Below are 24,942 nucleotides of genomic sequence, written 5' to 3' on the forward strand. Positions count from 1 at the left end.
TGTTTCGGGCCGATGATGTCCCGCGTTTCAGCCGAGTTTCATGGTGTTGGCCGGGGCGTTCAAGGCTGATTGAGGCGCCAGCAAGCAGATCTTCTGGGGGTCCGAGAAGGGTCGCAAGCGACCCCTTGTTGCAGGTACCAAGTGTCGGATTTTGCCCACTGGCTGGGCTGGAGCGCCGAGGTCAGACCCCGCACCGGCACCACGACCGCCGGACAACTTGTCCAAAAGGTTTCGCGGACCGCAATTTTGTACGTGCGCCTGGCCGCTGTCGCGTTATCGCGGTTGGGGTGTACCGGGGGGCTGGGGGCCGGTAGGGGCCCAGGCCCCGCACGCGAAATCGCGGGCTGTCTGATATGAACCGCGAGAATGTCTGATGGATGACAAAGTATCAGACAGAACACGCTATGCTGCCTGAGATCATTATACATTTTCGATTGCGCATTCAGACAGAAATCAGGCAGATCTTCAGACAAGGCGACTAATTTTACTTTAATAATTTCGCGTGTATATTCTGCCGTCCTTTTTGGAGGCATCCAATGTTCGACGCAAATCCAGAACTTCACATCCTTGCAGGCGCGCTCGGGGACCAGCTATCCGCGTTACACCGCCTGCTCAACGCCGCGGACGTGTTCGACAGCCAGCTTGGCGACGAGGTGTACGGCATGCTGACGCTCGCCGGCATGGGAGCACATCAGCTTGCCGTCCGGCTCGATCCCGCTTTCGTCACGATTGCACCGCGGCCCAAGGATCGAGCTCACGCGCCGTCGGTCTGACCGCCGTTGACGCCGAAGCCGTATCAGAAATCGGCGACGGCAGCTGGCGCAAGCTGGCATGGCGGCCATAGCGCCTCACGCCGCGCCGAGCAGTCGATAGACGCTGGCGCGGCCGATGCCGAGACGTCGGGCGATCTCTGCGGGGCCTACGCCCTCTGCCCGCAGCGCCTTGACCCTCGTTGCGTCGATCGAGGGCGGACGACCCTTGTAGACATCGCCCTTTGCCTTGGCCTTCTCGATACCCTCAAACTGTCGCTCGCGCCGCAGGTTGGTCTCGAACTCAGCAAACACGCCGAGCATCTGCAGGAAGCATCGGCCGGCGGCGGTAGCGGTGTCTATAGGCTGTTCTGTCGCCCGAAGCGCCACGCCCTTGGCTTCTAACGTCCGCACGATCGCGGCAAGATCGGCAATCGAGCGCGCCAGCCGATCAATGCGGGTGACGATGATAGTGTCCCCCTTCCGGGCAAACTCGATGAGGGTTTCAAGCTCGGTACGATTGGCGGTGGTAGCGCCAGACTTCTTCTCGGAACGGATCACCTCGCAGCCGGCGGCGCGCAGGGCAGCCTCTTGAATCGCAAGGTCTTGATCCTTGGTCGAGACCCGAGCGTAGCCGTAAAGGTGTCCAGCCGGGGCGGGAGCGCCGTTAGTGGCGGCGGACGGCGCGCTGTAGGTCATGTCGGCAAATCCTGTCTCTTATGGGTATAGACCCTTAGACTTTGCCGTATCATAAATCAAAATACAACCCATACGAGACGCAAAAAGTGTCTCGCGGCCGCGTATCGCCGCCGTATACCCAAACGAGCCTCATTCGAGAGGCGCCGGCTCGTTTCGCACCGCCGCTGCGGCCCTTGAAGCCGAAGGCATCCCTACGCCGAGTGGGCGCGACACCTGGGCGGCCGCCGCCGTCTCTCGTCTACGCCCCCGCTTGGCGCCACCGGCCTGATCTAGTCGAACAGGCCGCCTGCGCTCCCCTCCGCCCTGCCGGGAGGGGCGGCGTCGAGTTCTGCAAGGTACGCACGCGCGGTCGCGGCAGCCTCAGTCAGTTCCTCGCGGGTCATCTCGTGCAGCTCCTTGTCCGCGGGATCTTCGACCTCGCGAATGCCGCTCAGCTCGACGAGTGCTTTGGCCGCCATGACACGGGGAGCTGCCGGTTTGGCAGCGTCGTCCATGATCGCGGCCAACACGCTAACGGCGCGGCGGCCCGTGTCGACGAGCGAGCGCTTCGCCTCGATCGCATCCTTCGAAATAGGCTGCCGCGCCCGATCCGCGCCTGCCCCTGACTTCCGCGCAGCCATCGTCCGTCCTCCCGCCTCAATCGAAGACGCCGCCGCGCAACTCAGGAGCACCGTCAGCGCCCGCGGTCGGCTCTCGGCGAGCCGGAGTAGCCTTCGGACGCTCGTCTGGCTGTAGAAGCCGCTGAATGAGCGCTCCGGCCGCGCGTGCCTTCCGACGGCGCTGCCGCTTGGCGGCGCTACCCGGCTCGTGCGCGACTTGCCAGGCCTCGTGTCGGGCCCGCTCGTCGGGCGTCATCGCCTCACGACACGCGACCTGGTCGCGCTTGCGGCGGCGCTTATAGGCGTCTGATCGCGGCTTGCCGGTCGGAATGCCACCCGGAAAAGCCGGCGTGTGCCAGCCGAGCGGCCCATCACCCCTCGGGGTAGCCCCGCCATGAAACTTGCACCGCGTCCTGCCCGGCAGCGGCAGGTTGCGACAGGGCTGACCAGTGCTCTTGGCCTTCGCCCCACAGCACGACAGCGAAGCGCGCTTGGCGTGCCATGCGCGAATCGCGGCGCGGCCGATGGCGCGCCAACGAGCGGAGTTTGCCCAGGTCTGTTGTGCTGGCGACCGTTCCGGCATGGCTGATTTCCCCAAAGCCGCCGTGAGGTATCTGGGTACCATATCGCGTGTGGCGTGTCACGGATGCTGCCCACGTGGGTTCCCTTGTCGGAATTCATCTCTCGCGACCCCTAATCCCGCTCGGGGGAAGGTTCGGACGGGCCCCGCGGCGCGGGCCGACCTTCCCCCGTAGGGGTGGTACTTTCGGGCACCCTTGCCCGGAAATGCCCAGAAGTAGAAAAAACGCTGTGTTTACAGTTACTTGCTTTTTCACTTCCGGGCACTTCTGGGCGCACTTCCGGGCAACGGCCCACGGGCAATGAAATCAATGACTTAGCTACCTACTTTCGGGCACTTCTGGGCAAAACGAATTCCACTTTCGGGCACTTCCGGGCAGTTAATCAAAAATACCGCCGGCATTTTTTGAGGGCTTTTCAGGTGCGACGACGAGCGAGATGATTGCATTCCGCTTGCTGTCCCGGTCGATTGGTCCCTCGACGATCCGGCCTGTCGCGTGAAGGCGTTGCAACCCGTCCTGCACGTCCTCATCGGTGTACGCGGCCAACGCCTCCGTCTCCCGCAGCCGAAGCACCCGCCATGCGCGATGCGGGGAATTGCCGGCCAGGGTCAGGCGCACACGCTCCGTCGCGGCATTCGACACAGCGTCGAGCAATACCGCGTCGAGCCCGATCTCCGTCGTCGTGATCCCGCGGGCCGCCTCGCTCGACGAAACAACCTCCAGCACACCGCGCGACCATCGAAGGGTCCATGTGTCGCCTCTCGATCCGTAATTCGATTTCTCCACGGACAACCGCCGATAGCCGGCGCGCTCCTGTCCGGTCGTTTGCAGGTACAGGCGTGAGCGCACGGAGGCGTGCCATGCCGTCGAGCCGGACGTTCCTTCTCCGGTCGCCTCACCGGACCTCGATGGGTGGCCGAGCAGGATCACAGCGCCATCGATGGCCGCAGCGAGGCGCCCCGCGCAGGCTTGGACAAACTGTCTGACCTGCTGCCGGTTGTTCTCGTCACCGGCATAGGTATCGGCGATCGTGTCGAGGACGACGAGACGGGCGCCGAATGCCTGCACGTCCGCCGCGAGCGCGTCGAACACGGCGGTGGCCCGCATGATCGGCGACGAGCGGTCGAACGCTACGAGCAGGTTGTCCATGTTCTTGCGTGAGGCGAGCCGCATGTGCGCGCCAACCTCCGTCTCAGTGCATCCAAGCACCTGGCAGATCGCACGCTGGCGCCGGTGGAGTACCGCCTCGTTGTCCTCACAGAAGAAGCCCATGACGCGGGTGCGTTCGGTCGAGCGGCCCAGGAACGGCACACCCAGGGCGACACTCGTGAGGAGCTGCTGGGCGATGAGTGATTTGCCGATGCCGCCCTTGCCGGTCAGCAGCGTCACCTCGCCGTCCGGCACGACACCGTCGACGATCCAAAGCTGCGGCTCGGGCTCCACGCCGGCCCAATCAGCGGGATTTGCCCATACGATCTGTGTCGACGCAGGCGCGCCACCCTCCCGTGTACGAGGGGGAGGGAATGCGCTCACGTCGACCTCGCCGGTGACGACCTGGAAAAAGGTCGTTGGGTCGGTCTCGCGCCGCGCCGGGATGCCGCCCCGCGCCCAATCGCGCAGGACATCGCGTTCACTGAGAAGGCGACCCGTCGTCGACTGGCCAGGCGGCCACGTTGCGACCGTCTCGGCATAGTCCTGCCCGTCAAGCCCGGCCCGGCCCATCTCACACGCGAGCGCCCACCGCCACGCTGAGCCCGAACCGTCGTCCGGCGGCGGGCAGACCCCGTGCAGGAGCGCCCGAAGCCGTGGGTCCGCCTCCGCGGTCTGACGGACCCGTGCACGCACCTTATCGGATGGGGGCGTGCCTTCGTCGAATAAGGCGATCTCCTGACGCGCCTGGGCCATGTCGGCCGTCAAGGCAGCGCGATCCCGCCCCCGTTCGGTAATCGGTTCTGCAACGGCAGCGAGCGCGCGGAGTGTCGAGCGCCGATCCCAGGCCGCGCGGATAATGCGCGCCTCGGCTGGCACCCGCCCGCGGGCGCGCTTGCCCTCGCTGGGGAGGTTCAGAAGACCGGGCAGCCTCAACAGGCGGCTGATATCGTGGACGTCATCGCCGCCGAACCGGTGCGCCAAGCCTCGCGCCTGATCGCGCACGGCCTCGACGTTCTCCGGCGTCGCAGGGATCGGCTCCGGGAACAGCCACAGGGCTTGGCGGCCTCCGCCAGAATGGGTGACGACAGTTGCTCCCGCAGCCGCCATCTCCTCTGCCCGCCCGTCGAGCTGCACCTGTTCGGCGGCGCGTTCTTCCGGCGTACTCCCCCGATCGCATTTGGGATCGATGTCCACCGGCACGCCGCGTAGCATCCGCACGTCATCGGCGCATGGTCGGCCTTCAGCGCCTTTCTGCTCGGCCCGCGGGGCAGCCTCGTTCAGCAGGAAATAGAGGTTCGCCCGACCGGCGCGCACCGCAAGCCATTGCGCCGCTGCGCTCTCCTGCGTCGGCATGTCGAAGGTCGCGCCCACCGCGCCCTTCACGTCTGGCACGACAGCGACGAGGGTGACCCGTCCACAGCCGGCGAGGCGCTTGGCGAACTCGATCGCTGTGCCGATCCCTGCTGTGACCGGAGCGGGCGGCGGCAGCGCACCGCGCCGGGCGAGCCAGGTTTCCGCAGACGCCATAGCGGCCTGCGTCTGCGCGGAAATCAAGACGCGCGGGGTTAGGGGCACTGTCATGCTATTGCCCCGCGCGACGCCGCAGCTGGCAGCAAAGGTATGACCCCGTTTGCACGCTGTTCAATCTCATCGTCGGGGTGTTGCCCCTGCGGCTCGTCCGGCCCATAGTTGCTGTATTCCATGATGTGCTTCCCGCCGGGCCGCGTTGCATCCGCCGCCCGTGCATTGGTCGATCGAGACGAGGGCGGCGGTTTCTCCGGTGGTGCGGGAGAGCCGCCGCTTTCGCGTTCAGGGCAGCGGGGCGGACGGCTCTAGGAGATCGATCGTGCGGCGCACGGTCAGCACCGTCCGGCCACTGGCGCGGTGCCGAGCCACCTTCCGGGCAGCGACGCCACGACGAGATGAAAGCGACCGCTGGTCGGCCCCGTTGAGCGCGTGTCTCCCACTACGGCGATGATCGGCACGCACTCCGTCATCGCATCGAGGCGCGCTAAGTCGTCCTCGTCGAGCAAGGCAGCCGCGAGTTCGATCAGGGAGCGTTGACGCTCCTCTAGGGTCGCTCTGACAACGGTTCTCGTTGAAATCGAGCGCCAGATGTGGCGCGCGATGCTGTTGGCCCTCTGCAAGCGTCGACCGCCCATCGCCGCGCTTCGTGATGCGGCCACGTCTCCGATCCTGGCCAGCCCGCCCTCAAAGCCGCGACGCGGATGGGCATCAGCGAACAGGATGATCGCCTCACCGGCGACCGCGTTATCGGCAAATGTCCCGCCGGCCGAGTCCGATGTCTGAGGTGCTACGCCCGGTTTGGTAAGGTAGCTGTCGATCTGTCGGGCTATGGCGTGCAGGGCGGCCGAGTACCGGACGAAGTCTCGCTGCCCGATCTTTCTGGCAACCGCATCAGCGACGTCCCGGCCGAGCGTCTGCCGGAACTCGTGCGGCTCCACCGCCACTAGGCTGATGTGGCTGACCATCAGGCGACTCCCGCGCATCGAGCGAGGAAGGCATCGGCGTCGACGCGGCGGATGACGACGCGGCCGCCAATGCGGGTCCGCGGCAGCGCGCCAGCCTTGAGCAGGCGCCAGGCGGAAGCAGGCGATACCCGCACATAGTGGGCGAACTCGTCCACGGTGAACGCGCCGCTCGTCTCGTCAATGATCGAGGTGGATCGCTTCTTTGACATCAGTGAGCCTCAGATCGGTGGTCTGAAGGCGTATGATGCTCGGCGATTTTACATCTTAAGAGCCGCCCGAATGGCCGTACTTACGGTGCGGGCGCACCTTCTTCCCCAAGTGGCTCAAAAAACCACTGAATCGAAGCCTTCCGAGCTTTTTCGTACGCGTTCCGCACCGCCTTGGATGACATGGGCCCGCGAGGCCTACCGTTGCCGAGGATCATGATTTCCGCATTGCCGCCCAGCTTTGCTTTTCGGCGCAGCTCTGGTTGCGCAAGAAGCTTCGGCGCTTTCGCACAAGCTTCTGACAGCGTCTCGCCACGCCATATCAGCCCGTCCACGACGGCCATGATCACGGCCTGCCGAACTTCGTCCGTTGGGCGGTGAGCCGGAAAAACAGCCGAGCGCGTCAGGCCAAGGATCTTGAGAATGACCCGGCCCGCGCGAGCGTCCCTCTTGATGAGGGAGAGCAGTTCGACAGGATCTTCCCCTATCCGCTTTGCCTCGGCCTCGACGAAAGCGCGTGCGTCGAGACCGGCGCGTACGCGGCTACCGTCGGGCCAACGGGCGGAAAGCTTGGGGGCCTCTGCACTCACGGACCGAACAATCCAACAACAATTTCGACAACGAAACGCTGAGACTGAGCTCGGATCGCACCTAAGTGCCTGATGCGACTGGCGCTCCCAAGGGGAATCGAACCCCTGTTTTCGCCGTGAGAGGGCGACGTCCTAGACCGCTAGACGATGGGAGCTTTCCGGCGGCGAGGCGTTCGTATAGCGACGGTGCCGTGGGTGGGCAAGGGCCGGAGCGAGCCTTTTTGCGGGACCGCTTCCGACAGGTGACCATGGCATCGCACGCACAGGCGGACAGGCGGCAGGGCGTCATCGGGGAGGACGCTGCGGCGACCCGCCTCGACCGGGCCCTGGCGCTGCTGTTTCCCGATCTCTCCCGTTCGCGCCTCCAAGGACTGGTGCGCGATGGCCATGTCAGCCGGGACGGGGCGGTGGTGCTGGATTCGGCCGTCAAGGTCGGGCCCGGCGCCGTGCTCGCGGTCTGCGTGCCCGAGGCGACGCCCGCCGAGCCGAAGGCCGAGACCCTCGGCCCCGGCCTCGTGATCGCCTACGAGGACGACGACCTCATCGTGGTCGACAAGCCGGCCGGGCTCGTGGTTCACCCGGCCCCCGGACACGAGGCCGGGACCCTGGTCAACGCCCTCATCGCCCATTGCGGGGCGAGCCTGTCGGGGATCGGCGGGGTGCGGCGGCCCGGGATCGTGCATCGCCTCGACAAGGACACCAGCGGCCTGATCGTGGTCGCCAAGAACGATGCGGCCCACAAGGGCCTCACCGCACAGTTCGCCGACCACGGCCGCAGCGGGCCGATGGAGCGGGCCTACCTCGCCCTGGCCTGGGGCGTGCCGCATCCGCGCGCCGGCACCATCGAGGCCAACCTCGCCCGGAGCCGGCGCAACCGCGAGAAGATCGCCGTGGTGCGGGACGATGACGGCCGCCACGCGGTGACGCATTACAAGGTGGAGCGGACCTTCGGCGAGGAGGCCGCCCTGGTCCGCTGCCGCCTGGAGACCGGCCGCACCCACCAGATCCGCGTCCATCTCGCCCATCGCGGGCATCCGCTGCTGGGCGATTCCGTCTACGGGGGCGCCTTCCTCACGAAGTCGTCGCGGCTGCCCGAGGCGGCGCGGGATGCGCTGGCCGCTTTGGGGCGGCAGGCCCTGCACGCGGCGCTCCTCGGCTTCGCGCATCCGCGCACCGGCGCCCACCTGCGCTTCGAGAGCCCGCTGCCGGAGGAGATGGCGGCGCTCCTGCGCGCGCTGGATGCCGGGTAACCGGACGCGGGACGGAGCGAAGGGTGTCCGCGGAGTGCTGCCCGGATGCCACGGTCAAGGGCGGACCCGGCGGACGTGCGCTAGGACACCTCGTGCCGCGGCCCTTCGGCCTAGGGTCGTCCCGAAGAGCCGTTCGCGCGTTGGTGACGACGTTCGCGTTGCGGACCCGCTACCGGCTCTCGACGTTCCTCGCTAAAGCTCGGGACTCGGAGGGGCCGGCTCAAGGGGCGGTCCTCCGCCTGCCGTGTCCGCCTTCGGGGGACCAACAAGGAGAATGCCGATGGCCGGCGCATTGCCCGTGCTCGCCAACGAAGGTGGCCTTTCGCGCTACCTCGACGAGATCCGCAAGTTCCCCATGCTGGAGCCGACGGAGGAGTTCACGCTTGCCAAGAACTGGCGGGACGGCGGCGACCGCGAGGCCGCGCACCGCCTCGTGACCTCACACCTGCGGCTCGTAGCGAAGATCGCCATGGGCTATCGCGGCTACGGCCTGCCGATCGGCGAGGTCGTGTCCGAAGGCAACGTCGGCCTGATGCAGGCGGTCAAGCGCTTCGACCCGGACAAGGGCTTTCGGCTCGCCACCTACGCCATGTGGTGGATCAAGGCCGCGATCCAGGAGTACATCCTGCGCTCCTGGTCCCTGGTGAAGATGGGCACCACCGCCAACCAGAAGAAGCTGTTCTTCAACCTGCGTAAGGCCAAGGGCCGCATCTCCGCGCTGGAGGAGGGCGACCTCAAGCCCGATCAAGTCGCCCAGATCGCCACCCGCCTCGGCGTGCCCGAGCAGGACGTGGTCGACATGAACCGGCGCCTGTCCGGCGACACCTCCCTCAATGCACCCTTGCGCGAGGAAGGGGAGGGCGAGTGGCAGGACTGGCTGATCGACAACAGTCCGAGCCAGGAGACCGTGCTCGCCGGCGAGCAGGAGGGGCAGAACCGACTCTCCGCCCTTCGGGACGCCCTGTCCGTCCTCAACCCGCGCGAGCGCCGCATCTTCGAGGCGAGGCGCCTGGCCGACGACCCGATCACCCTCGAGGACCTGTCCGGCGAGTTCGGCGTCTCGCGCGAACGCGTGCGTCAGATCGAGGTGCGCGCCTTCGAGAAGGTTCAGGAAGCGGTCAAGCGCAACTTGGCGACCCGCGAGGCGCCGCGCGCAAGCATCGCGGCGTCGTAGCCGCGACGCCGCCCGGGTCCGTCAGCGCCACTGGTCGAAGGCGCGCTGTAGGGCCTGCGTGCCGGAGGCGCCCTTCTCGAAGGTCAGTACGGCGCGCTGGCCGCTGGCATAGCGCACGGCGAGGTCGAACCAGCCCCTGTGCAGCAGCAGATCGGTGTTGCGCTCGACGTCGTTGCGCAAGGACGATAGGCCGATCAGGAACAAATTGTCGCGCACCTTGACCGGCAGACCCGAGACCGGGGAGCCGCGGCCGTTCTCGTCGTCCTTGGCCTGGATCAAGCCGACATCCTGTACGACGCGCTTCTCGCCCTCCGCACCCGTGTCGCTGAAGGCGAGGCTGACCGTGTGCGAGGCCGGGAGCGTGGCATCCAGATTGCGCTGAAGGGTCATCGTCAGCGTCAGCCCGGCGCCCGGATAGGTGACGATGGCGACGACGGCCGTCTCCAAGGGCTGACCCTGCTCGCCGCTCACCGAATCGAGGCGCCAGGTCACGCGGCCGGTCGTGGTGTTGGGCGCCGCGTTCTGGGCCTCGGTGTTCTCTTCGATCAGCACGGCGCGCTGCGCCACGGCCACGTCCGGCTGGGCGGCAGGCGTGGATTGTCCACGCGTCTCCGCGGCGGGGGAGCCGGCCGGAGGCTGGGCCGGCCTCTCACTCGCCACAGGGTCGCCGCCGACGCGATCGGCGAACTTCGAGTCGGCGTTCTCCGGTTGCTGCGTGTCGGCGCCCCCGCCCGCGCTGGCCTGCAATTCCGCGGGCTTGTCGCGCAGGAGGAAAGCGGCGACTGCGATCAGGCCGATCACGAGGGCAAGCACGATGCCGACGAAGGCGTTGCGCAGGAAGCGCGAGCGTCCCCCGCGCGGGGCGACCACGTCGATGCGCGGGCGCTGGCGGCTGTTGGCGGATTCGATGGCCGGCTCGGTCGCCTGGTCGGCGACGGGCTCGGCGGCGGGCACGGGCGCGGGCTGCGGCGCCTTGGCCGCGCGCCGTGCGATGGGGAGCGGCGCCTCGCGGGGCTGGGACGGCTCGGACACGGGCACGAAATCCGCGGGCGGGGCCGGCGGAAGGGCCGGCTCCGGCGGGCGGTCGTCCGAGCGTGCCGGCGGCGCGGCGGGCTCCGGCAGGGGCTCGGATACGAGCGCCGGCGGCACCGGTGTGGGCGCAGGCGTGATGGGGTCGTTGGCCGGGGCCGGCGCCCCCCCGTACTCGGTCTCCAGGCGGCCGATGGCCGTGTCCAGGGCCCGGCGCTCGAGGTCGATGTCGTCTTCCGACAGCGGCGGTTCGAGGGACCGGAGTTGGCCGATCAGGGCATTGCGCGCGCGCTCGTACACCGCCTTGCGCATCGCAGGCGTGCGGTCGGGCAGGGCATCGAGCGCCCGTGCCAGCAGCGGGTAGTAGTCGGCCATCGTGCCTTGGTCCGCCCCTCCTCCTTCCCGCGTACGGCGATCGGGAGGCGAGGACTCAATCCTCGAAGGGGTTGTGCATCAGGATGGTGTCGTCGCGCTCCGGGGAGGTCGACAGCAGGGCGACGGGCGCCCCGATCAGTTCCTCGATCCGGCGCACGTACTTGATGGCCTGCGCCGGCAGCTCGGCCCAAGAGCGGGCGCCCGCCGTCGTCTCGGCCCAGCCGGGCATGGTCTCGTAGATCGGCTCGACCCGCCCCTGCGCCGACTGGTTGGCCGGCAGGTGGTCCAGGATCTCGCCGTCCAGGCGGTAGCCGGTGCAGACCTTGATCTCGGCAAAGCCGTCGAGGATGTCGAGCTTGGTGAGCGCGATGCCGTCGATCCCGGAGGTCCGCACGGTCTGGCGCACCAGCACGGCGTCGAACCAGCCGCAACGACGCTTGCGCCCGGTGTTGACGCCGAACTCGCGGCCCTTGGTGCCGATGGTCTCGCCGATGTCGTCGAACAGTTCGGTCGGGAACGGCCCCTCGCCGACGCGGGTGGTGTAGGCCTTGGCGATGCCGAGCACGTAGCCGATCGCGGACGGGCCGAGGCCGGAGCCGGTGGCCGCCTGCGCCGCCACGATGTTGGAGGAGGTGACGAAGGGGTAGGTGCCGTGGTCCACGTCGAGGAGGGCGCCCTGCGCGCCCTCGAACAGGATGCGCTTGCCGGCCCGCCGCTCCTCGTCGAGCAGCGCCCAGACAGGGCAGGCATAGGGCAGGATCGTCGGCGCGATCGCCTTCAACTCGGAGAGCAGGCCGTCCGCATCCACCTCGCCGATGCCGAGGCCGCGGCGGAGCGCATTGTGGTGGGCGAGCACCCGCTCGATCTTGGCGGGCAGCGTGTCCTCGTCGGCGAGATCCACCACTCGGATCGCCCGGCGCCCGACCTTGTCCTCGTAGGCCGGGCCGATGCCGCGCTTGGTCGTGCCGATCTTGAGGCCGGCGTTCGCGGTCTCGCGGAAATGGTCGAGTTCCCGGTGCAGGGGCAGGATCAGCGTGGCGTTGTCGGCGATGCGCAGGGAGGCCGGGGAGACCTCGACGCCCTGCGCCCTGATCCGCGCGATCTCGTCCACGAGATGCCAGGGATCGACCACGACGCCGTTGCCGATGACCGAGAGCTTGCCGCCGCGGACCACGCCCGAAGGCAGCAGCGCCAGCTTGTAGGTGACGCCGTCGATGACCAGGGTGTGGCCGGCATTGTGTCCGCCCTGGAATCGCACGACGATGTCGGCCTGCTCCGAGAGCCAGTCGACGATCTTGCCCTTGCCCTCATCGCCCCACTGGGCGCCTACGACGACGACGTTGGCCATGCCTGCCTGTAACCCGTCACTCACGGCTGAGCCGGCCGACGCGGGATGATCCGACGACGACCGGCCGAGACCTCATCTCGATGTCGCACCACCGGTATCCGCGAGGCGCTGGCCGCCCCGCGACGATGATGCGCAGACGGGCGCCCGGACTGCCGTACGCGGGAAAACCCGTTGCCGTGAGCCCCTTTCCGCGATCCGGCCCGGGAAATCAAGCAAAGCCGCGCGACCCGAGCCGCGCCGCTAGGGGGTGAATGCCTACTTCGCCTCCGTGCCCGGCTGGCGGCCGGGCAGTTCGCTGGGCTTGATCACCGGCATCGAGCCGGTGTTCGACTCGGGGGTCACCACCATGCCGGGGGCGGCATCGCCTTTCGGCGAGATCACCCCGTCGTTCTTTCTGAGCTTGTCGCTGAGGGTCTGGTCGTTGGGCGGGGCGTCCGCGCTCGGGCGCACCCGGTCGGGCGGGGTCTGGCTCTGAGGCGGCAAAGCCGGGTCCGTGTCGCGGTTCTTGAGGGGCGCGTCGGGGTTCTGGGCCAATGCCCCTGTGGCGAACAAGCCCGCGGCCAGCGCCAGCGTCGAACGTTTCAGCATCTCGGGCCTCCCTCTCGGCTGCGGTTGCGAGGGGAACACCTGCCTGCGGAATCCGTTCCTGCCGGCGCCAGCCGGAGAGGATCAGCCTTTGATGGTGAAGGGCTGCTCGAAGCGTGTGTTGGCGCTGCCGCCATTGTCGCGCAGGGTATAGGCCAGGACGTAGTCGCCGGGGCTGATGCCGTCGAGGCTCATGGCGATGCTCAGGAAAAACTCACGGTTCTTGTAGTGGCTGGAAAGGTCCTGGTTCAGGAGCGCCTTCTGGCCGCCCAGGACCTTGCCGTCCTTGGACAGGACCTCGAAATCCACCGTCACGCCGAAGCGGTAGGTGTCTGATCCGACGGGCTTCCAGGCATAGCCCACCGGCTCGACGTAGGTCAGCAGCTTCTCGCCCGACGCGAACACGTTCGAGGGCCGTGCCTCGTAATCCCCGTACATCTCGGCCTTGCGGGTCACGAACATCGCGTGCCGCGTCCCGTAGGGCAGGCGCGCCCACAGGTCGGCGGTCGCCCGCTCCTGCGCTTCGAGGTCGGCGAGGGTTGCGGGGCCCGCTGCGGCTGCCGGCTTGGCCGGTTCCGATTTGGCCGGCTCGGCCTTGGCCGCGTCCTGCCGGCCCCCTTGGGACGCGCCGCCGGCCCAGAAGCCGCCGCCAGTCCCGGCCGGGACCTTCACGCTCTTCATGATGCCGGCGAGGTCGGCATCGTTCTCCTGGCGCTCGGATTCCGAGCCCCAGATCGTGAACAGGACCGCGCGGCTCCCGCTCGCATCCAGGGTCACGAAGTCGACCAGCGTCTTCCCGTTCTTGTCGCTGGTCTGGTAGCGTTGCACGCGGCCGGGCGTGCCGCTGAAGTCCATGACCTGTTCGGTCGGCTTCATGCCGAAGCCGACCTTGCTCTTCTTGAGCCAGTCCTTGCTCTCCTTGATCAGGTCGTCCAGCTTCGACTTCACGTCGAAGGCGACGTTGAGGGTGACGCGGCCGTCCGACGACGTGGAGACGATCTCGCTGTCGCGCTCGCTGACGTCCCAATCGTCGGGGATGGTCAGGGTGATGGCCGGGTTCTTGGCCGGGAGGACTAGGTCCTTGGCCTCGGCCGGCAGCGCCAGCGTGGTGACGAGCGCAAGACTCAGGACCAGGTTTCTCATCGCGTATTCTCTCCCGGTCGAGCCGCTACACCGGGGCGGGACCGGGCTAGACTTAGCGTAGCCTCTGCAAGCAAGGTCAAGCTTAACGTGGGAGCCGGTGGGAGATGTGAACGGCTTTGTCCCGGCCGTCTCAGCTGTGCCGTGCCATCCCGAGGTAGAGTTCGCGCAGGCGGCGGGTGAGCGGCCCTGGCCGGCCCTCGCCGATGGTGCGGCCGTCGATCGACACCACCGGCATCACGAAGGCCGAGGCGCTGGTGTAGAAGGCTTCGGTCGCCGCGTACGCCTCGGTCACCGGGATCAGCCGCTCCTCGACGCGCAGGTCCGCCTCGGCCGCGAGCCGCATGACCGCCGCCCGGGTGATGCCGGGCAGCAGCGCGGTGGAGAGCGGGCGGGTGACGAGGCGCCTGTCGCCGGTCACGACGAAGGCGGTGGACGACGAGCCCTCGGTGATCGCCCCGTCCTCGACCATCCAGGCCTCGGCTACGCCCGCCGCCGCCGCGGCCTGCTTGGCGAGCACTTGCGCCAGCAGGGCCACCGACTTGATGTCGCGCCGCTTCCAGCGCAGGTCCTCGACGGTGACGACCCTGGCACCCGTCTCGGCCAGAGGGTTGGCCAGGATGCTCTTGGCCTGGGTGAACATCACCACCGTAGGCGGCGTGTCCCCGGCCGGGAAGGCGAAGTCGCGCTCGGCCACCCCGCGGGTCACCTGCATGTAGACGAGGCCCTCGCTGAGGCCGTTCTTCACCACGAGCTCCGTCTCCAGCCGCTCCCACTCGGCTGCGCTGTGCGGGTTGCGGATGCCGATCTCGCCCAGCGACCGGTCGAGCCGGGCCAGGTGCGCGGCGTTGTCCACGAGGCGCCCGTCCAGCACCGCCGAGACCTCGTAGATCCCGTCGGCGAACAGGAAGCCCCGGTCCATCACCGGCACCCGGGCCTGGTCGAAGGGCAGGAACTCGCCGTTGAGGTAGACGGTGCGGGCTGCGGTCACGGCACGGGCCTCTCTGATGACGGGCTGGTCTGTGGTGAAGCAGGATTCGTGCGCCGCTCAGGCGTGGCCGAACACCCGCTCGAAGATCGTGTCGACGTGCTTGAAGTGGTAGCCGAGGTCGAAGCATTCCGCGATCTGCTCCGGGCTCAGGGCCGCGGTGACTTCGGAATCCCCTTGCAGCAGCTGCAGGAAATCGCCTTCGCCGCGCCAGACCGGCATCGCGTTGCGCTGGACCAGCCGGTAGGAATCCTCGCGGCTCACGCCGGCTTGCGTCAGGGCCAGCAACACCCGCTGCGAGTGCACGAGGCCGCCCAGGCGATCGAGGTTCTTCTGCATGTTCTCCGGGTAGATCAGCAGCTTGTCGATCACGCCGGTGAGCCGGGCTAGAGCGAAATCGAGGGTGACCGTGGCGTCCGGCCCGATCATGCGCTCGACCGAGGAGTGGGAAATGTCGCGCTCGTGCCAGAGGGCGACGTTCTCCATCGCCGGCAGGGCATAGCCGCGCACCATGCGGGCGAGCCCGGTGATGTTCTCGGTGAGCACGGGGTTGCGCTTGTGGGGCATCGCCGAGGACCCCTTCTGCCCCTCGGAGAAGAATTCCTCGGCTTCCAGCACCTCCGTGCGCTGGAGGTGGCGCACCTCGATCGCCAGCCGCTCCAGCGACGAGGCGACGACGCCAAGCGTAGCGAAGAACATGGCGTGCCGGTCGCGCGGGATCACCTGGGTCGAGACCGGCTCCACGCTCAGGCCCATCTTCTCGGCAACGTAGGCTTCCACCCGCGGGTCGATGTTGGCGAAGGTGCCGACCGCGCCCGAGATGGCGCAGGTCGCCACCTCCTCGCGCGCCGTCACCAGCCGGCGTCGGCCGCGCTCGAACTCGGCATAGGCCTGAGCGAGCTTGAGGCCGAAGGTGACGGGCTCCGCGTGGATGCCGTGCGAACGGCCGATGGTGGGGGTCAGCTTGTGCTCGAAGGCCCGGCGCTTCAGCGCGGCGAGCAGGGCGTCCACGTCCGCGATCAGGATGTCGGCCGCTCGCACCAATTGCACGTTGAGGCAGGTATCGAGCACGTCCGAGGAGGTCATGCCCTGGTGTACGAATCGGGCCTCGGGTCCGACGATCTCGGCCAGGTGCGTGAGGAAGGCGATCACGTCGTGCTTGGTCACAGCCTCGATCGCGTCGATGCGCGCGACGTCGAAGACCGCATCGCGGCCCCTCTCCCATATCGTGTCGGCTGCCGCCTTGGGCACGACCCCGATCTCGGAGAGCGCGGTCGTCGCGTGCGCTTCGATCTCGAACCAGATCCGGAAGCGGGTCTCGGGCGACCAGATCGCCGTCATCGCGGGGCGGCTGTAGCGGGGGATCATGGGGGCCTCGGGCCTGGGACGTCAGCGGTTGGCCGCGCGACTAGCACGCAAGGCCCGCGCGGCTCAACGCGGATGCAGGCACAGGAGGCGACCGAGCAGCCACGCGTCCTCCAGCCACGCCGTCGCTGCTGCGCTCGGACCGCAAGCGGAATCGTTGCAGATGGGAGACACTCGGATACGTTCGGTCATGGATAGGAAACATTCCAGGATGAACGCGACGATCGCTTCGTGACGCGTTTCTAGACGCTTAGCAGCCTTGTTATATCACTTCTTAGAATAGATATAAAATTTGATGTCCCATAGCACCCCGCCAACCGGTTGAGTTATCCGGCCCTGTCCATAGAGCACTCATGACGGATCGGCCGACATTTGCCGAGACGAAATACCAGAAGAACGGCTCAGGGCTCGATCCATGACTATCGCAAAGCATGCGCGGCTCGGCGCGACTCTCCTGGCGACGACGGTCCTGTCGACCGCCGCCGGCGCACAAGCGCTGCGTGCACCCCGCGTGCTACCGCCGGAGGCCGCTGCCGTGACCCTGGACCAGCTCAGCGTCGAGGGTGAGAACGGCACCAGCGTCGGCTACCTGACCAAACGCACCCGCTCGGCCACGAAGACCGACACGCCGCTCATCGACACGCCGCAATCGGTCACGGTGGTGACGCAGGCGCAGATCCGCGACCAGGGCTTCCAGTCGATCGAGGAGGCGTTGCGCTACGTGCCGGGCATCATCCCCCACCAGGGCGAGGGCAACCGCGACGACCTGGTCATCCGCGGCCAGCGTTCGAACGCCGACTTCTACGTCAACGGCGTGCGCGACGACGTGCAGTATTTTCGCGACCTCTACAACACGCAGCGCATCGAGGTGCTGAAGGGCCCCAACGCCCTGGTCTTCGGCCGTGGTGGGGGCGGGGGCGTGATCAACCGGGTGCTCAAGGAGGCGGACGGCGTGCCGATCCGCGAGGTCCTGGTCCAGGGCGGCCAGTTCTGGAACAAGCGCGTCGCGCTGGACGTGGGCGACCGCGTCAACGAGAACGTCTTCTTCCGCATGAACGGCGTGTTCGAGGACACCGGCACCTATCGCGACTTCGTCGACATCCGCCGCTACGGCGTCAACCCGACCATGACCTTCCTGCTCGGGCCGGCCACGACCCTGAAGCTCTCCTACGAGTACTTCCACGACGAGCGCACCGCCGACCGCGGCATCCCCTCGCAGTTCGGCCGGCCCTACCGCTACCGCCAGAACATCGGGACCTTCTTCGGCAACCCGGACCAGAGCTACGCCAAGGTCGACGCCCACATCGCCACCGCGACGCTGGACCACCTGTTCGAGTCCGGCGTGCAGATGCACAGCCAGGTGCGCTTCGCCGACTATCAGAAGTTCTACCAGAACGTCTATCCGGGCGGCGCGGTGAACGCGGCCGGCACCTCCGTCAACCTCACCGCCTACAACAACGAGACGCCGCGGACGAACTACTTCTCGCAGAACGACTTCACCTACAAGTTCGACACCGGCATCCTCAAGCACACCCTGCTCGGGGGCTTCGAACTCGGCTACCAGGAGGGGACCTCCATGCGCCAGGACGGAATCTTCTCCACCACGGGCACGCAGACGCTGGCCGTGAACCCCTTCTTCCCGGTCTCGCGGGTGCCGGTCAGCTTCCGCAACATCGCCAGCGGCGCCAACAGCCGCTACGACCTCGGCCTGGCCGCTCTCTACGCCCAGGACCAGATCGAGATCGGGCCGCACCTCCAGCTGATCGGCGGCCTGCGCTACGACCACTTCGACTTCCAGGCCACCGACCGGCGCACCAACGTGCAGCAGGCGCGCGTCGACGACCTGCTCTCGCCGCGGGCCGGCGTCGTGGTCAAGCCCCTGGAGAACCTCGCCTTCTACGGCAGCTACAGCGTCTCCTACCTGCCGTCCTCGGGCGACCAGTTCAGCACCCTGACGCCGGGGCTGGCCATCTCCCAGCCCGAGCGCTTCGAGAACGCCGAGATCGGCGTGAAGTACGACGTGTCGCCCGTGCTCCAGCTCACCGGCGCCCTGTACAACCTCGACCGCTACAACCAGCGGCTCCAGGACCCGAACCGGGCGGGCTTCTTCCTCGCCACCGGCCAGACCAGCACGCAAGGGGCCGAGATCGGGGCCAACGGCTACGTCACCGACTGGTGGCAGGTGGCGGGCGGCTACGCCTTCACCGACGCCAGCATCACAAGCGGCTTCTCGAACGGCGCCACGTCGATCCGTCCGGGCAACCGCGTCGGCCTGGTGCCGTTCAACGCCTTCACCCTGTGGAACAAGTTCGACGTGACGCGGGAATTCTCCCTCGGCATCGGCTACATCCAGACGGGTCAAACCTTCGCCTCGTCGGACGACACCATCCGGCTGCCGGGCATCACGCGCTTCGACCTCGGCCTGTTCTACCGGGTCAACGACTTCTGGCGGGCCCAGGTCAACATCGAGAACATCTTCGACCGGCGCTACATCGCCACCGCCGACGGAAACAACAACATCTCGCCGGGCGCGCCGCGGGTGATCCGCTTCCAGGTGATCGCGAGGTTCTAAGGCCCGCTCCCGGCGCGGTCGCCGCGCCGGGATGCGATCGGGGACGGGGTCGGTCGGCGGTCTATTCGACCCGCACCCAGCCCTGTGCCATCAGCCGCTCCTGCGGCAGGAAGCGGGCCTTGTAGTCCATCTTGCGGGAGCCATCGACCCAGTAGCCGAGGTACAGGTACGGCAGGCCGAGCGCCTTGGCCCGGCGGATGTGGTCGAGGATCATGAAGGTGCCAGGCGAGCGGTGCGTCTCGTCGGGATCGTAGAACGAGTAGACCATCGAGAGGCCGTCCGCGAGCACGTCGGTCAGGCAGAACGCCACCGGGTCGCCCACGCCACGGCCGTGGATGGCGGTGTCCGCGCCCCGGCAGCGGTAAGACACCAGATGGGTGTCCACGTGGCTGTCCTCGATCATCATGGCGTAGTCGAGCACGGTCATGTCCACCATGCCGCCGTCGCCGTGGCGGGCGTCGAGGTAGCGGCGGAACAGGGCGTATTGGTCGGAGGCCGGGCGGTTGGCCTCGGAGGTGCCGATCAGGTCCGAGGAGCGGGCGAGGATGCGCTTCTGACTCCCCGTTGGGACGAAATCCTCCACCACGACGCGAACCGAGATGCAGGCCCGGCAGCTCTCGCAGGCCGGACGGTAGGCGATGGTCTGCGAGCGGCGGAAGCCGCCCTGCGTCAGGATCTCGTTGAGGTCGCGGGCACGGCGGCCGACGAGGTGGGTGAACACCTTCCGCTCCTCCTGCCCCGGCAGGTAGGGGCAGGGGGAGGGCGCGGTGAGATAGAATTGCGGGGTATCGCGCGGGTGGCTCGTCACGCTTCACGGGGCCCTGGCGCCGGCGGCTGACCCGCGCCGGCGGGACAGTGTACAGCGCAGGTCACGCCGCTCAATGGGCTCGTGCGGTACGGGCTACGAACTTTTCGCCACAGGCTCCGTCAACCGGCGCGGATGACGGCCAGACCCAGCAGCAGGTCGTGCCCGAGGCGCCGGTCGCTGCGCACCACCCCGAACACGACGTCGAGGAACCAGAGCACGAAGGTCGAGATCGCGACGTAGAACAGCAGGGCGTGGACGGCCGCCGAGATCAGGTCGACGGGGCGCCCGCTCTCTGGGGCCACGACGCGCAGGCCCATCATCCGCATGCCCAGCGTACTCTGGCGGGGGCCGCCCACGGTGACCGCGCTGTAGATGACGCCGCTGGCCGGCAGCACCGCGAACAGGGCCCAGCCCAGCCCGAAGGTGACGAGGCCGATGAGGGCGATCGCCAGCTAGAGTACCGCCGTGAAGCCGAGGATGAACAGGATATCGAGGAGGTAGGCGACCGTGCGCCCGCCCAGGCTCGCCCGCACGTAGGGCACCGGCAGCGCGGATGCGTAGCCGGGCATCTCGAGGCGTTCGGCGTAACCGGTCTGTGGATTGGGCATGGCGCGCATCCCGGAAGAGGCTGTGGACACGTTGATGAGGTAGGTGCGCTGCCCGCCGCCCACAAGATGGCTGGCTCAACGTCCGACCGGGTCGGCGCGCTCGGCGTCCGGCGTGTCGAGGTAATAGCGCTTCAGCAGGTAGAGGGAGGCGCCGGTCAGGGTGGAGCGGTCGGTGGTGACGCCGGTGAGGTCGGCGCCGGGATTGAAGCGGCAGAGCAGCCAGTGCCGGCGCTGCCCCACCGCGTAGTCCACGCGCACGCTGTCGGGCGCGGAGCCGGGGCCGACTCGCAGCACCTGCGCCCCGCTCTCGCCCTGCACCAGGGCCGGCACGGCGCGGCGGCAGGTGGCGACGCGCTGGCGCTCGACGGCGCTCTCGCAGGCGGCGAGCCCTCCGAGGAAGCCTGCCACGCCCGCGAGGCTCACCAGCCAGCGGACTCTGACGTTCACGTCCCGGCGCGCAGGCGCTCGGCCACGCGGGGGGCATAGTAGGTCAGGACGCCGTCCGCGCCCGCGCGCTTGAAGGCGAGCAGGCTCTCGACCATGGCGCGCTCGCCGTCGAGCCAGCCGTTTCGGGCGGCCGCCTCGATCATCGCGTACTCGCCTGACACTTGGTAGGCGAAGGTCGGCACGCCGAATTCGTCCCGCACCCTGCGGATGATGTCGAGGTAGGGCATGCCCGGCTTGACCATCACCGAGTCGGCGCCCTCGTCCAAGTCGAGCCGGACCTCGCGCAGGGCTTCCGAGCCGTTGCCGGGGTCCATCTGGTAGGTGCGCTTGTCGCCGACCAGGGCGGCCTGCGTGCCGATGGCGTCCCGGAACGGGCCGTAGAAGGCGCTGGCGTACTTGGCCGCGTAGGCCATGATCTGCACGTCGAGGAAGCCGGCCTTGTCGAGCCCGGCCCGGATCGCGCCCACGCGCCCGTCCATCATGTCGGAGGGGGCGATGATGTCGGTGCCGGCCTCCGCCTGGATCAGGCTCTGCTCCACAAGCAGCGCCACGGTCTCGTCGTTGAGGATGGCGCCGTCGTGCAGCAGGCCGTCATGGCCGTGGCTGGTATAGGGGTCCAGCGCCACGTCGGTCATCACGCCGATCTCGGGCACCGCCTTCTTCACCGCGCGCACCGCCCGGCAGACGAGGTTGTCCCTGTTGAGCGCCTCCGAGCCCGTGGGATCGCGCAAGGCAACCTCGGTGTAGGGGAAGAACGACACCGCCGGGATGCCGAGGCGGGCCGCCTTCTCGGCCGCCCGCACCACCTCGTCCACGCTCAGGCGCTCGACGCCCGGCATCGAGGCGATCGGCTCGCGCCGATTCGTCCCCTCGATCACGAACATCGGCCAGATCAGGTCGTCGACGGTCAGCGTGTTCTCGCGGACCAGCCGGCGCGACCAATCCGCCTTGCGGTTGCGGCGCGGGCGCTGCGTGATCTTCAGGCCCTGCGCGCGCGAATCCTCCCGCGCGGTCTCGACGGCGAGGGGACGCGGTTCGTTGGACATCCTGGGACGGTCTCCGGAAGCGTTCTTTTGCACGTGCGCGCAGCGGCCTCGATCCCGGCCCGCCTGCCGTCGCGCAGCGCTCTAGCACAGACCGATTCCTTCCAAAACGCGGGCGCCGCGCCTGTCGGATCGGCAGCGGTGGCGGCGTCCTCGGATGATCCGCCGATCGCGAGACGAGATAAGGACCCGACGATGACCCTGACGCTCCATGCCCACCCGTTCTCCTCCTACTGCCAGAAGGTGCTGATCGCCCTCTACGAGACGGGCACGCCCTTCGCGTCCGTTCTGCTGGTAGGCGAAGCCCGCCGGGCGCTCCTCCGGATCTGGCCGCTCGGCAAGTTCCCGGTGCTGGTCGACGCGGATCGGGGCATGACGATCCCCGAGGCGAGCATCATCGTCGAGTATCTCGACCTGCATTATCTGGGCGCCGTCCGGCTGATCCCGGCCGACGCAGCGACCTGCCTCGACGTCCGGCTCATGGACCGCTTCTTCGACAACTACGTCTCGACGCCACAACAGAAGATCGTCGCGGACCGCATGTGGCCCGAGGGCGAGCGCGACCCGAAGGGCGTCGCCGACGCGCACGCCATGCTCGCCGCCGCCTATCGCTGGCTCGACACCCGCATGGCGGACCGGACATGGGCCGCGGGCGAGCAATTCAGCCTCGCCGATTGCGGGGCGGCACCCTTCCTGTTCTACGCCGATTGGGTCCACCCCCTCGACGACACGCTGCCCAACCTGAGCGCCTACCTGACAAGGCTGCGCGAGCGCGCATCCGTCCGGAGGGCGGTGGACGAGGCGCGGCCCTACCGCGGCTACTTCCCAAGCGGTGTCCCCGACCATGCGCATTGATCCAGGCCCGGGGCTACATTGACGCCACGGGCGAGACCTCGTCTAAGCGCTCCCCGGGAGGCCGATGATGGCGGAGCAGACGGACGAGATCCTGTTCGAGCGGCACGGCGCCCTCGGCCTCGTCACCCTCAACCGGCCCAAGGCCCTGAACGCCCTGTCGCTGCCCATGATCCGGGGCATGCACGCGCAGCTCGACGCCTGGGAGGCCGACCCGGCTGTCACCCGCGTCGCGGTGCGGGGTGCGGGCGGACGGGCCTTCTGCGCGGGCGGCGACATCCGCTACATCTACCAGTGCGGCAAGGCCGGCCGGTTCGACGACGTGTTCGCGTTCTGGTCGGCGGAATACGCCCTGATCGCCCGCGTGCAGCGCTTCTCGAAGCCCTATGTGTCCCTGATCGAGGGAGTGGTGATGGGAGGCGGTGCCGGCCTCTCCCTGCACGGGCCCGTCCGCGTGGCCTCCGAGGGCTACGACTTCGCCATGCCGGAGGTCGGCATCGGCCTGTTCCCCGACGTGGGCATGACCTACGCCCTGCCGCGCCTGCCCGGCCGTGTTGGCACCTACCTCGCGCTGACCGGCGCCAGGGTCGGGCCCGGCGATGCCCTCGCCGTCGGGCTCGCGACGCATGGTTCGCCCGCTGCGACCTTCCCGGCGATCATCGACGCCCTCGCGGAGGGCGGCCCGGTCGAGGCGGCGTTGGGGGAGGGCGGTGCGGCTCCGCCGACCGGCCCGCTGGTGGCGCAGCGCGCGCTTATCGACGCCTGCTTCTACGGCGAGACCGTCGCGGATATTCTCGCCCGCCTCGATGCGGACGTTTCGCCCTTCGCCGCCGAGACCGCCGCCCTGATCCGCACCCGCTCCCCGTCGAGCCTGTGCATCGCCCGCGAGCAGATGCGCCGAGGCCCCGGCCTCGACTTTTCCGAGGCGGTGCTCACCGAATACCGCATCGTCACGCGGGTGATGCGGGGCCACGACTTCTTCGAGGGCGTGCGGGCTGTGATCGTGGACAAGGACGGCACGCCCCATTGGCGCCCGGAGACGCTGGCCGAAGTGGACCACGCTGCGATTCTGTCCGCCTTCGAGCCCGTCGACGGCCCAGAGTCCAGGTTCACCTGAGATGCGCGGACCGTCGAAGAGCGCACGCGGCGCGACGCGCGCCGGCGAGTTTCCGAGCGACCGGATCGAGCGGAGCGCGGCTGCGCCTCAGAACACCTGGGACACGGTGCTGGTCTGGTTCATGCGGATCACGGCGCTCGCGTGGCTCGCCAAGAGCGTGGTCTCCTGGGCCTCCATCCTCGACGTGATGCCGGGCACGCGGCCCTTCGAGACGGAGCCCTTCGGCCGGCAGGCCGCGCTGATCTACTTCTCGGTCATCGACGCCACCGCGGCGATCGGCCTGTGGCTGACCAGCGCCTGGGGCGGCGTGATCTGGCTGTTGGCCATCACCTCCGCGTTGACGCTTGCAGTCCTCACGCCGCAACTCCTGCCGACATCTCTGCCTCTACTTGGTGCGGAGGCCAGTATCGTGCTGATCTACTTTCTGCTGTCCTGGTTCGCGGCCCAGGAATCGCGGTAAACGGAGCGTTGTGAGCTTCACTTCATTTTGCATTTACCGACAGAAGTAAATCGCGAATTCATCCTGTCGCTTAAAACGGTTTTCATTCCCCGCCCGTAGGTTGAACTCATAAGCGGCGCCGGACATCACGGCGACCGACAGAACAGATCGGGCGAGGCACAAGATGAAGTCCCAGGCCGTCAAGGTTGTCGAAACCAACACTGCTCCCGAGGCCGGAACCACCGCCGGCTCCTACCTGGAGGCCCTGCACCTCGTCGAGCGGCTCCATCGCCGCCTCCTCGACGTGATCAAGGACGAGTTCGAGCGCCGCGGTCGCGAGGACGTCAACAGCGTCCAGGCCCTGCTGCTCTACAACATCGGCGACAAGGAACTGACCGCGAGCGAGTTGCGCACGAAGGGCTACTACCTCGGCTCGAACGTGTCCTACAACGTCAAGAAGCTGGTCGAGGCCGGCTACCTGCACCACGCCCGCTCGAAGACGGACCGGCGCTCGGTCCGCATCAGCCTCACCGACAAGGGCCGGCAGGTGCACGAGATCATCCAGGGCCTCTACGACAAGCATGCCCGCACGATCCAGCCGATCGGCGGCATCTCGGACGACGATTTCGGCCGCCTCAACCTCGCGCTCGGCCGTCTCGAGCGCTTCTGGACCGATCAGATCCGCTACCGCCTCTGATCGAGCCCGACCGGCACCCGGCAGACGCACCCGGTCG

24 protein-coding genes, 1 tRNA gene and 1 pseudogene are annotated in these 24,942 nt (G+C 68.0%); 8 read left to right on the plus strand and 18 right to left on the minus strand.

All coding sequences use genetic code 11. The annotated features are described in order from the left end of the window. Nucleotides 1-536 precede the first annotated feature (536 nt). Nucleotides 537-773, plus strand: a complete 237-nt coding sequence (locus tag COGEMETH_RS13335) for a hypothetical protein (protein ID WP_238183132.1) — start codon at nt 537-539, stop codon at nt 771-773. A 75-nt stretch (nt 774-848) separates the two neighbouring features. Here the strand turns inward: COGEMETH_RS13335 and COGEMETH_RS13340 are convergent, their stop codons facing one another. The 8 genes from COGEMETH_RS13340 to COGEMETH_RS13370 form a co-directional block, all read right to left on the minus strand. Beyond that, a complete protein-coding gene (locus tag COGEMETH_RS13340) occupies nt 849-1,448 on the minus strand; it encodes a recombinase family protein (protein WP_238183133.1) in 600 nt (199 codons plus the stop codon). Nucleotides 1,449-1,717: 269 nt separating this feature from the next. After that, nucleotides 1,718-2,068, minus strand: coding sequence for a hypothetical protein (locus tag COGEMETH_RS13345; RefSeq protein ID WP_238183134.1), 351 nt, complete (start codon nt 2,066-2,068; stop codon nt 1,718-1,720). A 16-nt stretch (nt 2,069-2,084) separates the two neighbouring features. Continuing rightward, nucleotides 2,085-2,672 (minus strand): HGGxSTG domain-containing protein, encoded by a 588-nt coding sequence (locus tag COGEMETH_RS25795; RefSeq protein ID WP_373875362.1) that lies wholly within the window; start codon nt 2,670-2,672, stop codon nt 2,085-2,087. A 334-nt stretch (nt 2,673-3,006) separates the two neighbouring features. Next, nucleotides 3,007-5,361 (minus strand): AAA family ATPase, encoded by a 2,355-nt coding sequence (locus tag COGEMETH_RS13350; RefSeq protein WP_238183135.1) that lies wholly within the window; start codon nt 5,359-5,361, stop codon nt 3,007-3,009. A 278-nt stretch (nt 5,362-5,639) separates the two neighbouring features. Continuing rightward, a complete protein-coding gene (locus COGEMETH_RS13355; RefSeq protein ID WP_238183136.1) occupies nt 5,640-6,272 on the minus strand; it encodes a hypothetical protein in 633 nt (210 codons plus the stop codon). Further along, nucleotides 6,272-6,481, minus strand: coding sequence for a helix-turn-helix domain-containing protein (locus tag COGEMETH_RS13360; RefSeq protein WP_238183137.1), 210 nt, complete (start codon nt 6,479-6,481; stop codon nt 6,272-6,274). The genes COGEMETH_RS13355 and COGEMETH_RS13360 overlap by 1 nt, the downstream gene beginning before the upstream one ends. An 80-nt stretch (nt 6,482-6,561) precedes the next feature. Further along, nucleotides 6,562-7,068 carry a hypothetical protein gene (locus COGEMETH_RS13365; RefSeq protein WP_238183138.1) on the minus strand — a complete coding sequence of 169 codons (507 nt, stop codon included), beginning with the start codon at nt 7,066-7,068 and terminating at the stop codon, nt 6,562-6,564. Nucleotides 7,069-7,147: 79 nt separating this feature from the next. Continuing rightward, nucleotides 7,148-7,223: transfer RNA gene (locus COGEMETH_RS13370), tRNA-Glu, on the minus strand. Between the two features lie 93 nt (nt 7,224-7,316). Here COGEMETH_RS13370 and COGEMETH_RS13375 point away from each other — a divergent pair. Together COGEMETH_RS13375 and rpoH are read left to right on the plus strand one after the other, a co-directional pair. Further along, entirely contained in the window at nt 7,317-8,318 is a 1,002-nt protein-coding gene (locus COGEMETH_RS13375) for an RluA family pseudouridine synthase (RefSeq protein ID WP_238183139.1), read from the plus strand. A gap of 280 nt (nt 8,319-8,598) precedes the next feature. Continuing rightward, on the plus strand, nt 8,599-9,492 hold the full coding sequence (gene rpoH, locus COGEMETH_RS13380) for an RNA polymerase sigma factor RpoH (RefSeq protein ID WP_238183140.1): 894 nt from the start codon (nt 8,599-8,601) through the stop codon (nt 9,490-9,492). Between the two features lie 21 nt (nt 9,493-9,513). On the opposite strand, the gene COGEMETH_RS13385 is transcribed toward rpoH, so the two are convergent. From COGEMETH_RS13385 to purB, 6 genes are all read right to left on the minus strand, one after another. Continuing rightward, complete coding sequence (locus COGEMETH_RS13385; RefSeq protein WP_238183141.1) at nt 9,514-10,896, minus strand: histidine kinase; 1,383 nt, start codon at nt 10,894-10,896, stop codon at nt 9,514-9,516. A gap of 55 nt (nt 10,897-10,951) precedes the next feature. Beyond that, nucleotides 10,952-12,244, minus strand: a complete 1,293-nt coding sequence (locus COGEMETH_RS13390) for an adenylosuccinate synthase (protein WP_238183142.1) — start codon at nt 12,242-12,244, stop codon at nt 10,952-10,954. 255 nt (nt 12,245-12,499) lie between these two features. Further along, nucleotides 12,500-12,832 carry a hypothetical protein gene (locus COGEMETH_RS13395; RefSeq protein WP_238183143.1) on the minus strand — a complete coding sequence of 111 codons (333 nt, stop codon included), beginning with the start codon at nt 12,830-12,832 and terminating at the stop codon, nt 12,500-12,502. Nucleotides 12,833-12,913: 81 nt separating this feature from the next. After that, entirely contained in the window at nt 12,914-13,972 is a 1,059-nt protein-coding gene (locus tag COGEMETH_RS13400; RefSeq protein WP_238183144.1) for a hypothetical protein, read from the minus strand. 130 nt (nt 13,973-14,102) lie between these two features. Continuing rightward, nucleotides 14,103-14,960 (minus strand): D-amino-acid transaminase, encoded by an 858-nt coding sequence (locus tag COGEMETH_RS13405; protein WP_238183145.1) that lies wholly within the window; start codon nt 14,958-14,960, stop codon nt 14,103-14,105. Nucleotides 14,961-15,017: 57 nt separating this feature from the next. Continuing rightward, nucleotides 15,018-16,325 (minus strand): adenylosuccinate lyase, encoded by a 1,308-nt coding sequence (purB, locus tag COGEMETH_RS13410; protein WP_238183146.1) that lies wholly within the window; start codon nt 16,323-16,325, stop codon nt 15,018-15,020. Between the two features lie 412 nt (nt 16,326-16,737). Between purB and COGEMETH_RS13415 the strand changes: the two genes are divergently transcribed. Then, on the plus strand, nt 16,738-18,894 hold the full coding sequence (locus COGEMETH_RS13415) for a TonB-dependent receptor (RefSeq protein WP_238183147.1): 2,157 nt from the start codon (nt 16,738-16,740) through the stop codon (nt 18,892-18,894). 61 nt (nt 18,895-18,955) lie between these two features. Here the strand turns inward: COGEMETH_RS13415 and COGEMETH_RS13420 are convergent, their stop codons facing one another. The 4 genes and pseudogenes from COGEMETH_RS13420 to hemB form a co-directional block, all read right to left on the minus strand. After that, a complete protein-coding gene (locus COGEMETH_RS13420; RefSeq protein WP_238183148.1) occupies nt 18,956-19,702 on the minus strand; it encodes an arginyltransferase in 747 nt (248 codons plus the stop codon). 119 nt (nt 19,703-19,821) lie between these two features. Continuing rightward, nucleotides 19,822-20,310 (minus strand): annotated as a pseudogene (locus COGEMETH_RS13425) (RDD family protein). A 75-nt stretch (nt 20,311-20,385) separates the two neighbouring features. Further along, nucleotides 20,386-20,757 (minus strand): hypothetical protein, encoded by a 372-nt coding sequence (locus COGEMETH_RS13430; protein WP_238183149.1) that lies wholly within the window; start codon nt 20,755-20,757, stop codon nt 20,386-20,388. Continuing rightward, the gene (gene hemB / locus COGEMETH_RS13435; protein WP_238183150.1) at nt 20,754-21,803 is read right to left on the minus strand and encodes a porphobilinogen synthase; all 1,050 of its coding nucleotides are present in this window, start codon (nt 21,801-21,803) and stop codon (nt 20,754-20,756) included. Before hemB ends, COGEMETH_RS13430 begins: the two co-directional genes overlap by 4 nt. A gap of 192 nt (nt 21,804-21,995) precedes the next feature. Between hemB and COGEMETH_RS13440 the strand changes: the two genes are divergently transcribed. The 4 genes from COGEMETH_RS13440 to ldtR all read left to right on the plus strand — a co-directional run bounded on the left by COGEMETH_RS13440 (nt 21,996) and on the right by ldtR (nt 24,905). Beyond that, entirely contained in the window at nt 21,996-22,655 is a 660-nt protein-coding gene (locus COGEMETH_RS13440; RefSeq protein WP_238183151.1) for a glutathione S-transferase family protein, read from the plus strand. Between the two features lie 67 nt (nt 22,656-22,722). Next, the gene (locus tag COGEMETH_RS13445; protein ID WP_373875363.1) at nt 22,723-23,769 is read left to right on the plus strand and encodes an enoyl-CoA hydratase/isomerase family protein; all 1,047 of its coding nucleotides are present in this window, start codon (nt 22,723-22,725) and stop codon (nt 23,767-23,769) included. 1 nt (nt 23,770) lies between these two features. After that, nucleotides 23,771-24,229, plus strand: coding sequence for a DUF6163 family protein (locus COGEMETH_RS13450; protein WP_238183153.1), 459 nt, complete (start codon nt 23,771-23,773; stop codon nt 24,227-24,229). A 163-nt stretch (nt 24,230-24,392) separates the two neighbouring features. Further along, the gene (ldtR, locus tag COGEMETH_RS13455; protein ID WP_238183154.1) at nt 24,393-24,905 is read left to right on the plus strand and encodes a transcriptional regulator LdtR; all 513 of its coding nucleotides are present in this window, start codon (nt 24,393-24,395) and stop codon (nt 24,903-24,905) included. Nucleotides 24,906-24,942 lie beyond the last annotated feature (37 nt).

Source organism: Methylobacterium trifolii (assembly GCF_022179685.1).
GTDB classification, from domain to species: Bacteria; Pseudomonadota; Alphaproteobacteria; order Rhizobiales; family Beijerinckiaceae; genus Methylobacterium; species Methylobacterium trifolii.

Coding starts and splice junctions, on each gene's coding strand:
- COGEMETH_RS13335 (WP_238183132.1), top strand. CDS start 537: ATGTTCGACGCAAATCCAGAACTTCACATCCTTGCAGGCGCGCTCGGG.
- COGEMETH_RS13340 (WP_238183133.1), bottom strand. CDS start 1,448: ATGACCTACAGCGCGCCGTCCGCCGCCACTAACGGCGCTCCCGCCCCG.
- COGEMETH_RS13345 (WP_238183134.1), bottom strand. CDS start 2,068: ATGGCTGCGCGGAAGTCAGGGGCAGGCGCGGATCGGGCGCGGCAGCCT.
- COGEMETH_RS25795 (WP_373875362.1), bottom strand. CDS start 2,672: ATGGTACCCAGATACCTCACGGCGGCTTTGGGGAAATCAGCCATGCCG.
- COGEMETH_RS13350 (WP_238183135.1), bottom strand. CDS start 5,361: ATGACAGTGCCCCTAACCCCGCGCGTCTTGATTTCCGCGCAGACGCAG.
- COGEMETH_RS13355 (WP_238183136.1), bottom strand. CDS start 6,272: ATGGTCAGCCACATCAGCCTAGTGGCGGTGGAGCCGCACGAGTTCCGG.
- COGEMETH_RS13360 (WP_238183137.1), bottom strand. CDS start 6,481: ATGTCAAAGAAGCGATCCACCTCGATCATTGACGAGACGAGCGGCGCG.
- COGEMETH_RS13375 (WP_238183139.1), top strand. CDS start 7,317: ATGGCATCGCACGCACAGGCGGACAGGCGGCAGGGCGTCATCGGGGAG.
- rpoH (WP_238183140.1), top strand. CDS start 8,599: ATGGCCGGCGCATTGCCCGTGCTCGCCAACGAAGGTGGCCTTTCGCGC.
- COGEMETH_RS13385 (WP_238183141.1), bottom strand. CDS start 10,896: ATGGCCGACTACTACCCGCTGCTGGCACGGGCGCTCGATGCCCTGCCC.
- COGEMETH_RS13390 (WP_238183142.1), bottom strand. CDS start 12,244: ATGGCCAACGTCGTCGTCGTAGGCGCCCAGTGGGGCGATGAGGGCAAG.
- COGEMETH_RS13395 (WP_238183143.1), bottom strand. CDS start 12,832: ATGCTGAAACGTTCGACGCTGGCGCTGGCCGCGGGCTTGTTCGCCACA.
- COGEMETH_RS13400 (WP_238183144.1), bottom strand. CDS start 13,972: ATGAGAAACCTGGTCCTGAGTCTTGCGCTCGTCACCACGCTGGCGCTG.
- purB (WP_238183146.1), bottom strand. CDS start 16,325: ATGATCCCCCGCTACAGCCGCCCCGCGATGACGGCGATCTGGTCGCCC.
- COGEMETH_RS13415 (WP_238183147.1), top strand. CDS start 16,738: ATGACTATCGCAAAGCATGCGCGGCTCGGCGCGACTCTCCTGGCGACG.
- hemB (WP_238183150.1), bottom strand. CDS start 21,803: ATGTCCAACGAACCGCGTCCCCTCGCCGTCGAGACCGCGCGGGAGGAT.
- COGEMETH_RS13440 (WP_238183151.1), top strand. CDS start 21,996: ATGACCCTGACGCTCCATGCCCACCCGTTCTCCTCCTACTGCCAGAAG.
- COGEMETH_RS13445 (WP_373875363.1), top strand. CDS start 22,723: ATGGCGGAGCAGACGGACGAGATCCTGTTCGAGCGGCACGGCGCCCTC.
- COGEMETH_RS13450 (WP_238183153.1), top strand. CDS start 23,771: ATGCGCGGACCGTCGAAGAGCGCACGCGGCGCGACGCGCGCCGGCGAG.
- ldtR (WP_238183154.1), top strand. CDS start 24,393: ATGAAGTCCCAGGCCGTCAAGGTTGTCGAAACCAACACTGCTCCCGAG.